The sequence below is a fragment of the Streptococcus sp. DD13 genome (genome assembly GCF_001578875.1).
In the GTDB taxonomy this organism is placed as follows: Bacteria; Bacillota; Bacilli; order Lactobacillales; family Streptococcaceae; genus Streptococcus.
This window is the reverse complement of record NZ_KQ969506.1, coordinates 839,556-852,576: the sequence shown is the minus strand read 5'-3', so window position 1 is coordinate 852,576 and position 13,021 is coordinate 839,556. Positions and strand designations below refer to the sequence as shown.

10 protein-coding genes are annotated in these 13,021 nt (G+C 45.2%); 9 read left to right on the top strand and 1 reads right to left on the bottom strand.

Annotated features, from left to right (window positions below; all coding sequences use genetic code 11):
* Positions 1–112: 112 nt before the first annotated feature.
* From STRDD13_RS08715 to STRDD13_RS03880, 8 genes are all read left to right on the top strand, one after another.
* Positions 113–340 carry a hypothetical protein gene (locus STRDD13_RS08715; protein WP_067102143.1) on the top strand — a complete coding sequence of 76 codons (228 nt, stop codon included), beginning with the start codon at positions 113–115 and terminating at the stop codon, positions 338–340.
* 107 nt (positions 341–447) lie between these two features.
* Positions 448–1,458 carry a hypothetical protein gene (locus STRDD13_RS03910; protein ID WP_231852555.1) on the top strand — a complete coding sequence of 337 codons (1,011 nt, stop codon included), beginning with the start codon at positions 448–450 and terminating at the stop codon, positions 1,456–1,458.
* Between the two features lie 284 nt (positions 1,459–1,742).
* Positions 1,743–4,379, top strand: a complete 2,637-nt coding sequence (gene polA / locus STRDD13_RS03905) for a DNA polymerase I (RefSeq protein WP_067102138.1) — start codon at positions 1,743–1,745, stop codon at positions 4,377–4,379.
* A 154-nt stretch (positions 4,380–4,533) separates the two neighbouring features.
* The gene (locus tag STRDD13_RS03900; protein WP_067102134.1) at positions 4,534–4,971 is read left to right on the top strand and encodes a CoA-binding protein; all 438 of its coding nucleotides are present in this window, start codon (positions 4,534–4,536) and stop codon (positions 4,969–4,971) included.
* A gap of 341 nt (positions 4,972–5,312) precedes the next feature.
* A complete protein-coding gene (locus STRDD13_RS03895; RefSeq protein WP_067103184.1) occupies positions 5,313–6,857 on the top strand; it encodes a peptide chain release factor 3 in 1,545 nt (514 codons plus the stop codon).
* Between the two features lie 200 nt (positions 6,858–7,057).
* On the top strand, positions 7,058–7,966 hold the full coding sequence (locus tag STRDD13_RS03890; RefSeq protein WP_067102131.1) for a magnesium transporter CorA family protein: 909 nt from the start codon (positions 7,058–7,060) through the stop codon (positions 7,964–7,966).
* A 277-nt stretch (positions 7,967–8,243) separates the two neighbouring features.
* Positions 8,244–9,821: a degradosome RNA helicase CshA gene (locus STRDD13_RS03885; protein WP_067102127.1), complete on the top strand. Its 1,578-nt coding sequence runs from the start codon at positions 8,244–8,246 to the stop codon at positions 9,819–9,821.
* A gap of 130 nt (positions 9,822–9,951) precedes the next feature.
* The gene (locus tag STRDD13_RS03880; RefSeq protein WP_067102124.1) at positions 9,952–10,698 is read left to right on the top strand and encodes a DeoR/GlpR family DNA-binding transcription regulator; all 747 of its coding nucleotides are present in this window, start codon (positions 9,952–9,954) and stop codon (positions 10,696–10,698) included.
* 120 nt (positions 10,699–10,818) lie between these two features.
* On the opposite strand, the gene STRDD13_RS03875 is transcribed toward STRDD13_RS03880, so the two are convergent.
* Entirely contained in the window at positions 10,819–11,886 is a 1,068-nt protein-coding gene (locus STRDD13_RS03875) for a GIY-YIG nuclease family protein (protein ID WP_067102122.1), read from the bottom strand.
* Positions 11,887–12,023: 137 nt separating this feature from the next.
* Between STRDD13_RS03875 and STRDD13_RS03870 the strand changes: the two genes are divergently transcribed.
* Complete coding sequence (locus STRDD13_RS03870; RefSeq protein WP_067102119.1) at positions 12,024–12,770, top strand: lysophospholipid acyltransferase family protein; 747 nt, start codon at positions 12,024–12,026, stop codon at positions 12,768–12,770.
* Positions 12,771–13,021 lie beyond the last annotated feature (251 nt).

The following is a 13,021-nucleotide window of genomic DNA, read 5'->3' as shown; positions in this document are numbered from 1 at the left end:
GCGGTTTAGAAAATAAGACAGAAAACCGCAACACCAGTAGGCTGCTGATTTTGTTGGTCTACTGGTTTTTGATTTGTTTCTCGAGAAGAAAATTTGATACAATAGAGAGACTATGAATCAAAAAATAACTATCCGTCCTTTTCACCAGCTGGGGACCAATGGAAAAAGGCTGGTATTAGAGGGCTTGGGAATCAGTCTTTTAGGGATCGTTTTGATGGTGACAGGGACCTGGTTGCCTATATTGGTGATTCGGATGAATCTCATCGCACTTTTTTTATTACCCTTTATGATGTGCTCTTACGCCTCATTCATAGACGGCCTGCGACAGAAAATTTATTAGTCCTGTTCATTCGTTTGGGAGTCTTTGGCTTTCTATCGATTGCCCACTTCACTTCCAGCCTTTCTATTTACGTTATTGCTTTTTTGATGGGAGTCTATGAGTTATGCGTGGCGGGGATTCATATCGTGACCTATGTCCTCTATCGTCAAAATGACATTCATCCACGCTTGAGTTTTCTTCTGGATGGTATCTGGATTGGGGGAGTTGGCTTGGCCACGGTCCTGTCGTCCAATGCCCAATCGAATTTGCAGGCCTTTATTATGGGACTTTATCTTTTCTTGTTTGGAGGGACAAATCTACGGGATGGCCTGTTCTTTGAGTCGCAATTGCAACAGAACCATCTCAAACGAAGACTCCGTGTATCCCTTCCCTTGGGGATTGCAGCCTTGATTCCATTTTCTACCTTGGAATGGATCAATCACTTCCTCCAGCAAAATAGCGATGAAGCAATGGTAGAAGCATATGATGAAAGCAAACCCTTGGATAAGGCTCCATCATTGGAGATTTTCGTTCATGTTAGCCCAGATGGTTTTGGACGGATGGGGCATGTAGATCTCAGTTATAAGGGGACGGTGTACTCTTATGGGAATTATGACCTAACCTCTCTTCGTTTATTTGGGACAGTCGGCGATGGGATTTTGTTTAAAGCTCCTCGAGATGCCTATGTAGACTTTTGTAATCAATTTGGCAAGACCTTGATGGCCTATCAAATTGTCCTGACGGATGAACAGGAAAGGGCTGTTGCGCAAGAAATTCAAGAGCTTGAGAGATTGACGGTAGCTTGGGAACCAACCGATCAAGTTCTAGATAAGGATGAGTTCGGAAAACCTTCGAAGATGTATGTCTATCGGTTGCGTCAGGAATTTGGCGCGGAGACCTACAAATTTGTTCGTTCCAAATTCAAGACCTACTTTGTCATGTCCACCAATTGTGTCCTTCTGGCGGATACGATTGTGGGAAAGGCAGGGACAGATCTACTTGGGGTCAAAGGTTTCATTGCACCGGGGACCTACCAGTCTTACTTAGATCGCGAGTTTGAACGCCCCTACAGCATGGTGGTGGCGAGGGAAGTTTTTCTAAGCACCAAAAAGGAAAAAGAAACCGGAACGACTCCTTAAGGATGATAAGAGGGGACGAGAAAACAAGCTTCTCACACACTTAGACGAGGCTGGGACAAAAGTCCTAGCCTCTTTTTTGTTTTTGGATGGTCGAGCAAGATGCAGTGGTTGAGTGGTCTCTACGACGCTGATTTCATCCGCTTTTATAAGCCCTACTCAACTGTGGGGAGGTAGGACGACGAAATCGAATTCTCACGAATGACCGATTTCTGTCTCACTCTCTTATTCTATTCTAACAAGACCTTCGGCAGAGCGAAGCGCTCTTTTCATGGTATAATAGACCTATGAACGATAAGAAAAAATTACTACTCATTGACGGGTCGTCCGTCGCCTTTCGGGCCTTTTTTGCCCTCTATCATCAGCTTGACCGTTTTAAGAATGCGTCTGGTCTTCACACCAATGCCATTTATGGCTTTAATCTCATGCTGAGCCATCTCCTAGAGCGGATCCAGCCGACCCATGTCTTAGTGGCCTTTGATGCGGGCAAGACCACTTTTCGGACGGAGATGTACGCGGACTACAAGGGAGGACGGGCCAAGACCCCGGATGAGTTTCGGGAGCAGTTTCCCTTTATCCGTGAACAACTGGATCACATGGGGATTTGCCACTATGAGTTAGCCCAGTATGAGGCAGATGACATCATCGGGACCTTGGACAAGCTAGCAGAAAAAGACGGTTTTGAGATTACCATTGTTTCTGGTGATAAAGACTTGATCCAGCTAACGGATGCGCATACGGTGGTCGAGATTTCTAAAAAAGGAGTGGCTGAGTTTGAGGACTTTACCCCAGCTTATCTCATGGAAAAGATGGGACTGACTCCCGAGCAGTTTATCGACCTCAAGGCTCTCATGGGTGACAAGTCAGATAACATCCCTGGTGTGACCAAGATCGGAGAGAAAACAGGGATCAAGCTCCTTTTGGAGTATGGGTCATTGGACGGGATTTATGCGAATATCGACAGCATGAAGGCTTCCAAAATGAAAGAAAACCTGATCCAGGATAAGGAGCAGGCTTATTTGTCCAAGACACTGGCTACGATTGACATCCAGGCACCGATTGAGATTGGTCTAGAGGATATTGTTTATTCGGGACCGCAAGTGGAAGCTTTAGCCAAGTTTTACGAGGAGATGGGCTTTAAGCAGTTGCGTCAAGCACTCGATGTGGGAAGCAAGCGGGAACCTCTTGCCCTTGACTTTGAAGAAGTCGATCAGGTCACACCAGAGATGCTCTCTAGTGACAGTCTATTTCATTTTGAGCTTCTGGGTGAAAACTACCATACAGAAGAGATGATTGGCTTTGCCTGGACGACTGGAGAAAAGATCTATACTTCAAGGGATCGCGAGCTCTTACAAACACCTGTTTTCAAGACCTATTTAGAACAAACGCCTCTCAAAGTCTATGACTTCAAGCGAGCGAAAGTCCTGCTCAGTCGATTGGGGATTGAACTAGTCAAACCTGCCTATGATGCGCGACTAGCCAAGTACCTGCTTTCGACTGTTGAGGACAATGACATTGCGACCATCGCTCGTCTCTACGGGCAGATTGAGCTTGCGTTAGATGAAGAGGTCTATGGAAAGGGGGCCAAAAAAGCTGTCCCTGAAAAGGATGAGTTCCTAGCCCACTTGGCGCGGAAAGTTGCCGTCTTAGCAGAGACAGAAGAGCCTATGCTTACAAAGCTGACAGAACAGGGTCAGCTAGACCTCCTGCTGGAAATGGAGCAACCTCTAGCTGATGTCTTAGCCAAGATGGAAATCGCAGGAATCAAGGTCAGACGCGATGCCTTACTTGAGATGCAATCTGAAAACGAAGAGGTCATCCAGCAGTTAAGCCAGGAAATCTATGACCTAGCAGGTGAAGAGTTCAATATCAACTCGCCGAAACAACTTGGCGTTCTGCTCTTTGAAAAATTGGGGCTCCCAGTCGAATACACCAAGAAAACCAAGACAGGCTATTCTACTGCAGTCGATGTGCTAGAGCGCTTAGCACCCATTGCTCCGATCGTCAAGAAGATCCTTGATTTCCGTCAAATTTCCAAAATTCAGTCCACCTATGTGGTAGGCCTGCAAGATTGGATCTTGGAAGATGGCAAGATTCACACCCGCTATATACAGGATTTGACGCAGACAGGTCGCCTGTCCTCGGTGGATCCCAACTTGCAAAATATCCCGGTCCGTTTAGAGCAAGGTCGCCTCATCCGGAAAGCCTTTGTGCCAGAGTGGAAAGACAGTGTCCTTCTAAGTTCAGATTATTCTCAGATTGAACTTCGAGTCCTGGCTCATATCTCTGCAGATGAGCATTTGATTGAGGCCTTTAAGCACGGTGCGGACATCCATACCTCTACCGCTATGCGGGTGTTTGGGATTGAAAAACCAGAAGACGTAACGGCCAACGACCGTCGAAATGCCAAGGCCGTTAATTTTGGAGTCGTTTACGGAATCTCCGATTTTGGCTTGTCCAATAACCTCGGGATTTCTCGTAAGGAAGCCAAAGACTATATCACCACGTACTTTGAACGTTTCCCAGGAATCAAGAACTATATGGACACGGTGGTCCGAGAAGCAAAAGACAAAGGTTATGTAGAGACCCTCTTTAAACGCCGCAGAGAGTTGCCAGATATCAATTCTCGTAATTTCAATGTGCGCGGGTTTGCCGAGCGGACGGCCATCAACTCGCCGATTCAGGGTTCTGCAGCGGATATTCTCAAGATTGCCATGATTCGATTGGATGAGGCGTTGACAGCTGGGCATTACAAGGCCAAGATGCTGCTCCAAGTCCACGATGAAATCGTCCTAGAAGTGCCAAATGATGAGCTAGATGCTGTGAAAAAGCTAGTCAAGGACACCATGGAGGCTGCGATCGCCCTCGATGTGCCACTAGAAGTGGATGAAAATGCCGGAGAAACCTGGTACGAAGCCAAGTAAGCCAAGCTCTGTTTGACAGCTGAAGCTTTTATCAAGGAAAAGCCGTCACCTCGACCTCCCTTAGGTCTCTTTCAATGAGAAAAGGGTGAACGGAAGCTACCTTTCAAATCAGCAATAGAACTAGACTAAAACGACCAAGCAAAAGGAGAGAAACATGACCTATTCCTTTCACAATCCTAGCGATGGGATTCTAAAGCAGTATTTGGAAACGAGCAAAACAATCGCTGTCGTGGGCTTGTCAGATCGTGAAGATGTGACCAGTCACCGTGTGTCGAAAGAGATGCAAGAGCAGGGTTACCGCATCATTCCGGTCAATCCCCGTGCAGCGGGTGGTCAGATTTTAGGAGAGACCGTGTATGCGCGTTTGCAGGACATTCCTTTTTCTGTGGACATCGTGGATATCTATCGCCGCAGTGAATTTTTACCAGATGTGGCCCGAGATTTCCTGGAGACGGATGCCAAGATTTTTTGGGCACAGTTGGGACTAGAAAGCCAGGAAGCAGAAGAAATCTTGCGCGATGCGGGTCGAGAGGATCTCGTCATGAACCGTTGTATCAAGCAAGAATACCGTAGATTAGTGTTGCACTCTTAAGTCCATGTGTCAGCTCGTAAGGACTGCCAAACCAGAGAGTGGGATAGAAATCGGTCATTCCTTAGAAGTCGATTTCGTCGTCCCACCTCCGCACCGTTGAGTCGGGCTGTAAAAGCGGATGAAATTAGCGTAATAGAGCTCACTCAACCACTGCGTCTTGCTCGACCATCCAAAAATAATGGAGAGGCTAGGACTTTTGTCCCAGCCTCTTTCTTTGACGGGACTATTCATTGCGAAAAGTCCCTAAATCCGCTATAATAGATAGGATACAGAAAATGAGAGGGGTACAAAACCCTTCTCCCCATCAAGATAATGAATTGGAAGAAATTGGAAAAAGAAATATGACACTGCAAGAAGAAATACAAAAACGCCGCACCTTTGCCATCATTTCCCACCCCGATGCAGGGAAAACAACCATTACCGAGCAGTTGCTCTACTTTGGGGGCGAGATTCGTGAGGCCGGTACCGTAAAAGGGAAGAAAACAGGGACTTTTGCCAAGTCTGACTGGATGGATATCGAGAAACAGCGGGGGATTTCGGTGACCTCCTCTGTTATGCAGTTTGACTATGATGGCAAGCGGGTCAATATTCTCGACACCCCAGGGCATGAGGATTTCTCAGAAGATACCTATCGGACACTCATGGCTGTGGATGCTGCGGTTATGGTCGTAGACTCTGCCAAGGGGATTGAGGCCCAAACCAAGAAATTGTTTGAAGTTGTGAAGCACCGGGGTATTCCCGTCTTTACCTTTATGAACAAGCTGGACCGGGATGGTCGTGAGCCCCTTGACCTCTTAGAAGAGTTAGAGGAAGTGCTAGGTATTGCCTCCTATCCTATGAACTGGCCGATTGGGATGGGGAAATCCTTCGAAGGCCTCTATGACCTCTATAACAAACGCTTAGAACTCTATAAAGGCGATGAACGCTTTGCTAGTCTCGAGGAGGGAGATCAGCTTTTTGGAAGCAATCCCTTCTATGCCCAGGTCAAGGACGATATCGAACTCCTCCAAGAAGCGGGAAATGAGTTTTCAGAGGAAGCTATTTTAGCGGGTGAATTAACCCCAGTCTTCTTTGGCTCAGCCTTAACCAACTTTGGAGTGCAGACCTTCCTTGAGACCTTCCTTAAGTTTGCGCCAGAACCACACGGCCACAAGAAGGTGGATGGCGAAGTGGTGGATCCTTATGACAAGGATTTCTCAGGATTTGTCTTTAAAATCCAAGCTAACATGGACCCTCGTCACCGAGACCGCATCGCCTTTGTCCGGATCGTATCGGGTGAGTTTGAGCGTGGTATGTCTGTCAACCTCCCTCGTACAGGTAAGGGGGCTAAACTGTCAAATGTCACCCAGTTTATGGCAGAAAGCCGTGAAAATGTGACCAATGCCGTGGCTGGTGATATCATCGGGGTGTACGATACAGGGACTTATCAAGTTGGGGATACCTTGACAGTTGGGAAAAACAAGTTTGAATTTGAGCCTCTGCCAACCTTTACCCCTGAAATTTTCATGAAAGTTTCTGCTAAGAACGTCATGAAGCAAAAATCCTTCCACAAGGGGATTGAGCAATTGGTGCAAGAAGGAGCCATCCAGCTTTATAAGAATTACCAAACAGGCGAGTACATGCTAGGCGCTGTGGGACAACTTCAGTTTGAGGTCTTTAAGCACCGCATGGAAGGCGAGTACAATGCCGAAGTGGTCATGAGTCCTATGGGGAAAAAGACCGTTCGCTGGATCAAACCAGAAGATTTGGATGAACGCATGTCCTCCAGCCGCAATATCTTAGCCAAAGACCGTTTTGACCAGCCAGTCTTCCTCTTTGAGAATGACTTTGCCCTTCGCTGGTTTGCGGACAAGTATCCGGACGTGGAGTTGGAAGAGAAGATGTAGCGCGCTCCGATTGATGACCATCCAAATGGCGAATCAATTGACGGTCAACAGGAGGATGAGTTGCTGAATTGCCGTACTCACTTCATCAGAAAATACCTATTCGGACTATTTTTAAGCGTGAGATCCTGGAATGATGCAGTAGCGTTTGACCATTTGGGTTTCAAACCCGATCCTATTTCATAAGAAAGAAGAGAAGAGGCATGTTTATTGAGAAAAAACTTGGCAATAACAGAACCTGGATCAATATTGATTCAGACCTGATTACGGAGAATTCGCACCTCTACCCGAAGTATGGAATTGACCAGGAAACGATAGAGTATGCTCTCGATAAAAACGAGCGTGCCCACATGGATTACAATCGCGAAAAAGGGGCTGTTACCTTTATCTACAATGTCTTGGACTTGGAAAAGGACAAGACCTACTATGAGACCATTCCCATGACCTTCATCGTGCAGGACAACCGATTGGTAACTATTTCCAATGATGACAATGCCTATATCATCAGTCGGATGAGGGACTATGTTGACCATCATGAAGGATTATCGATTTACAAACTCCTTTTTGCAGGTCTTGAGATGATTTCCAATGCCTATTATCCAGTCATTGAGCGGATGGACAAGCAAAAAGACGAGGTCAATCGTCTCCTACGACAAACGACAACGACCAAAAATCTCTTTGCCTTGTCTGACTTGGAGACCGGTATGGTCTATCTGGTGTCTGCTGCGACGCAAAATCGTCTGCTCCTAGAGCATATCCAAGGACATGCCATCTATCGTCGCTTAGATGAGATTGAGAGAGAGCAGTTTGAAGATGCCATGATCGAAGCACGGCAGCTGGTATCGATGACAGAGCTGATTTCGCAAGTCTTGCAACACCTGTCTAGCTCTTATAACAACATCCTAAACAATAACCTCAATAACAACCTCAGCAATCTTACGATTTTGGAAAACTTGTTAGGTGTCCTAGCAGTCATCACTGGTTTTTTTGGGATGAATGTTCCTTTGCCTTTTACAGAGGACAAATATGCCTGGATTGTGATTTGTATAGCTAGTTTTTTGCTCTGGTTAGCCCTGTCACGTTTCCTACGTTGGGTGGTTCACAGACGATAAAAGATGGCAAAAAGCTATCTTTTTTCTTTTCAGTGAGAACGTTTCCTTGAGCAAATCAGAAAAAGGAAGACGATTTGACTATCTTTTCAGAGATAGCTATGGTATACTAGATAGGTTGCCATAACGTAGAAATGTCCTCTATAGTCTTGAAGAAGCCATAGATTGGCAGAGCTAGATGTGTGACAAAACAAATGGGATACCTTCCCTATAGCAAACAGTTTGATAAACTGAAACGTGTGATAAAGTGGCTTCGCACCACTTTTAGAAAGAAGAAACATTGAAATTTAACGAATTAAACCTATCGACGCAATTGCTGACCGAGATTGAACGTGCTGGATTTGTTGAAGCAAGTCCTATTCAAGAACAAACCATTCCTTTAGCCCTAGAGGGCAAGGATGTCATTGGCCAAGCCCAGACCGGTACTGGTAAGACCGCAGCCTTTGGCTTACCAACCTTGGAAAAAATCAGCATTGACAATCCTGCGATTCAAGCTCTTGTCATTGCTCCAACGCGTGAGTTGGCCGTCCAAAGTCAAGAAGAGCTCTTTCGCTTCGGACGTAGTAAAGGTGTCAAAGTGCGTTCTGTCTATGGCGGATCTAGCATTGAAAAGCAAATCAAAGCTCTTCGCTCAGGTGCTCATATCGTCGTAGGAACGCCTGGCCGGCTTTTGGATCTGATTAAGCGCAAGGCACTGAAACTGGAAAAAGTGGAAACCCTTATTTTAGATGAAGCTGATGAAATGCTCAATATGGGCTTTTTAGATGATATTGAGGCGATTATCGAGCGCGTACCGACGAACCGTCAAACCCTACTCTTTTCAGCAACCATGCCAGAAGCTATCAAGCGGATTGGGATCAAGTTCATGAAAGAGCCAGAGCATGTCAAAATCGCCGCAAAAGAGCTGACGACAGACTTGGTAGACCAGTATTATATCCGTGTCAAAGAAGGGGAAAAATTTGATACAATGACCCGTCTCATGGATGTTGAACAACCCGAATTATCGATTGTATTTGGTCGGACCAAGCGTCGTGTGGATGAGTTGACACGAGGACTCAAGATTCGTGGCTTCCGCGCAGAAGGAATCCACGGAGATTTGGATCAAAACAAGCGTCTGCGTGTCCTACGAGATTTTAAAAATGGAAATGTAGATGTTCTTGTGGCAACGGATGTAGCAGCTCGTGGACTGGACATTTCTGGTGTGACCCATGTATACAATTACGATATCCCACAAGATCCAGAAAGCTATGTCCACCGGATTGGACGGACAGGTCGTGCGGGTAAGTCAGGCCAGTCTATTACTTTTGTAGCTCCAAATGAAATGGGCTATCTGCAAATCATCGAAAACTTAACCAAAAAACGCATGAAAGGCCTCAAACCGGCAACAGCTGAAGAAGCCTTCCAAGCGAAAAAACAGGTGGCTCTTAAAAAGATTGAGCGGGATTTTGCAGATGATACCATTCGCGCAAACTTTTCAAAATTTAGTAAGGATGCCCGTCAATTAGCCGCAGAATTTAGCCCAGAAGAGTTAGCGATGTATGTCCTCAGCTTGACTGTGCAAGATCCGGCTAGCCAGCCAGAAGTGGAAATTGCCCGTGAAAAACCATTACCATTTAAACCATCTGGAAATGGTTTTGGTGGTCGCAAAGGTGGCAACCGCAACGGGAACAGGGATAGCCGCAATCGGAATGATCGAAATGGCTACCGTGGGGACCGTCGTCGTAGCGAACGGGATTTCAAACGTCGTGATGAAAAATTTAAAAAAGACAATCACCGTTCAGACAATAAAAAGCCCCACAAAAATACGTCATCTGAAAAAAAATCCGGATTTGTCATTCGAAATAAAGGAGATCGGTAGTTAGGTTCTAACTACTTTTTCCTTGCCTAAAAACTCATTTTCTGTTTGTTACGTTTTGTTTCTGTTTGATAAATCCGATAAAAGGTAGTATAATTTAGGTAGAAAAAAATTTGATAGGAGGTGTTATCAAATGAAAGAAAGCAGGCATGTTGCCATCCTTCAAGAGCTTGATAAGCATGGTGTCGTGTCGGTTAAAAGCTTGAAAGATATGCTCGGAGTGACGGATATGACCGTGCGCCGGGATTTGATTGAGCTGGAAGAACAGGATTTGTTGGTTCGTGTCCATGGTGGGGCCCACCGGAAGGTGAAAAATAGTATCAGCGAAGCCTTGCGTACTGAAAAACATATGGTACATATGGAAGAAAAGCAAGAAATTGCTCAAAAGTGTGCGCAAATGGTAAATGATGGGGATACAATTTTTATCGGTTCAGGGACAACGACTGATTATATCGGAGACTTTTTAAACGGTCAGAAGATTAGTATTGTCACAAATTCTTTACCGATTTTTGAGAAGTTGAAAGATGTTGCAAACTATGATGTTATTCTCATTGGGGGGCGCTATCGTGTGAAGACGCAAACCTTTGTGGGACAGTTTGCCAACCGCCTTCTCAACGATATCAAGGTCAACAAGGCTTTTATCGGTACCAACGGCCTTGATGGGAATACCGTCTCAACTGCCAACGAAGAAGAAGGGATGGGAGAACGGATCATCTTGGACAATGCCATTGAAAAATACATTGTCGCTGATCACAGCAAGTTTGACCAATATTCTTTCTATAGCTTTTATGACATTGATCAGCTGACAGCTGTCATTACAGACTCAGCGATCACAGAGGATGTAAAGGCTAAGTATCAAACATTGACAACTATTTTGTAATCCATCGAAAAGGGCGGGCGACCGCCTTTTTTTACATATTTGAAAAAAGAAAAACAGCCTATTCCAGCCTTTCTTTTGGACATACCGGAATGGACTATTTTTTGATCAATACGGAGAAACTTAAAAGTTGTCTTGTAGAAAGGTTTGAAGGAAACTGGAGCAAATACCTCCTTCATCTGTGTGAGCTTGGATATAAGCAAGTTTCTCCTGCCGGGATTTCTTTTTAAACTGAGCCTCCGCCTTTAGGGCGCTTCCCTTATCTGGAAACTCTTCAACATACACGAGTTCGACAGGTAGGTGGGAGCGCGTATATTTGGCTCCACGCCCCTTCTGGTGGAGAGAGACCCTTCGTTTTACATCTGTGGTATAGCCTGTGTAGAGACTACCATCTCCACATTTTAGGACATATAGGTAGGCAGGTTTTTTGATAGCTTCCTCTTTTTTTCCAAAATAAATCTGCTGAATTTCAGGACTATACTCTCCATTTTCTTGATGGACAAAGAGAGGTGGTAGGATTTTGAGTCCGCTGGGGGATCCATCCTTGATTGCCTCGATGAGCAGCATATTGGCCTCTTTTCCCTCTTTGGGGTAGACAAACTGAATCCGCTTGGGCACGAGTCGATAGCGGTTGAGACGATCCAAAATATCCAAAAAGCGGTCAGGTCGATGGACCATAGCCAAGCGCCCATTAGACTTGAGGACCTGTTGGGCCGTTAGGCAGATCTCATCGAGGTTTGTTGTGATCTCATGGCGAGCCAGTAGGTAATGCTCACTCTTATTTAGGTTAGAATCAGGATCGACCTTGAAGTAGGGCGGGTTGCAAAAGATGAGATCCACTTTGGATTGGCCGATGTGTTTGGGAAGGTTGATCAGGTTGTCCTCAAGGACACGGACTTGATCTTCTAAGCCGTTTAGTAGGATGGAACGTCGGTTCATATCTGCCAAGCGTTCTTGGATCTCAATCTGGACAATCTCAGCTTTTGTCCTACTTGTAGCAAATAGGCCGACCGCTCCATTTCCACTGCACATATCCACAATGAGTCCCTTTTTTGCAGGAACTTTCGGAAAACGGGACAGGAGGACACTATCTATGGAGTAAGAAAAGACTTCTCGATTTTGGATGATTTTAACATCTGAAGAAAATAATTGGTCAACCCTTTCTCCAGCTAATAACTCTATTTTTACCATATCCTAAGTATAGCATGGCAATTGCATGGGGTCTAGTCACAATCTTTCCTTCTGCTTGATTTTATGAGGTGTGGAAGGAAAGAGACAGCTTTCTAAGAAATATGATATAATAAAAAAAGTAATAAAGGAGAGAAGTTATGTTTTATGCCTATTTGAGGACGCTGGTCTACAATCTGTTCTGGGCGATGAATGGAAATATCAAGTTGAATCGAAAAGAAAAGTTGCTATCCCCAGATGAAAATTATGTGTTTGTAGCGCCCCATCGGTCCTTTTTAGATCCGATTTTTATGGGATATGCGGCACGGCCTAAGCAGTTTATTTTCATGGCAAAGAAGGAATTGTTTCGAGATCGCGCTTTCGGATGGTGGATTCGCATGTGTGGTGCCTTCCCAATCGACAGAGAGAATCCTGGAACGGATGCCATTCGCTATCCTGTTAAAATCTTGAAAAAAGGGACTCGCTCCTTGGTGATGTTTCCATCAGGGAGTCGTCATTCGGATGATGTCAAAGGTGGAGTCGCTGTGATTGCCAAAACAGCCAAGGTGAAGATTATGCCTATGGTCATTGACGGACCAAACAAGTTTAAGGATATCTTCAAAAGTGATCGCTTAGATATTACTTTTTCAGATCCAATTGACGTGTCGGATATCAAGCGGATGGATGATGAAGGCTTAGCAGAAGTATCCCGGCGGATTGAAGAAGCTTTTGCAGATGCGCATGCTTATAATCAAACGATTCCTGACCGACACAAGAGACCCCATCCCTTGACTTATTTGTATCGTATTCCATTTTTCCTATTTCTCTTGCTAGTATTAGCAGGGACCTATCTCTTTAGTTTTATCGCAAGCTTCTTCTGGAAGCCTGAAAAACACCGTAAAGATTAAACAAAAGAGAGTGGGACAGAAATCAGTCATTCGTTCGAAGTCGATTTGGTCGTCCCACCTCCGCACAGTTGAGTCGGTCTGTAAAAGCGGATGAAATCAGCGGAGTAGAGCCCACTCACCCACTGCGTCTTGCTCGACCATCCAAAAACAATGGAGAGGCTAGGACTTTTGTCCCAGCCTCTTTTTCTACCATTTGTCAAGTATAATACGGTTTCTGACTCACCATTATTCTTGAAAATGTATGAAGAGCA

Coding starts and splice junctions, on each gene's coding strand:
- STRDD13_RS08715 (WP_067102143.1), top strand. CDS start 113: ATGAATCAAAAAATAACTATCCGTCCTTTTCACCAGCTGGGGACCAAT.
- polA (WP_067102138.1), top strand. CDS start 1,743: ATGAACGATAAGAAAAAATTACTACTCATTGACGGGTCGTCCGTCGCC.
- STRDD13_RS03900 (WP_067102134.1), top strand. CDS start 4,534: ATGACCTATTCCTTTCACAATCCTAGCGATGGGATTCTAAAGCAGTAT.
- STRDD13_RS03895 (WP_067103184.1), top strand. CDS start 5,313: ATGACACTGCAAGAAGAAATACAAAAACGCCGCACCTTTGCCATCATT.
- STRDD13_RS03890 (WP_067102131.1), top strand. CDS start 7,058: ATGTTTATTGAGAAAAAACTTGGCAATAACAGAACCTGGATCAATATT.
- STRDD13_RS03880 (WP_067102124.1), top strand. CDS start 9,952: ATGAAAGAAAGCAGGCATGTTGCCATCCTTCAAGAGCTTGATAAGCAT.
- STRDD13_RS03875 (WP_067102122.1), bottom strand. CDS start 11,886: ATGGTAAAAATAGAGTTATTAGCTGGAGAAAGGGTTGACCAATTATTT.
- STRDD13_RS03870 (WP_067102119.1), top strand. CDS start 12,024: ATGTTTTATGCCTATTTGAGGACGCTGGTCTACAATCTGTTCTGGGCG.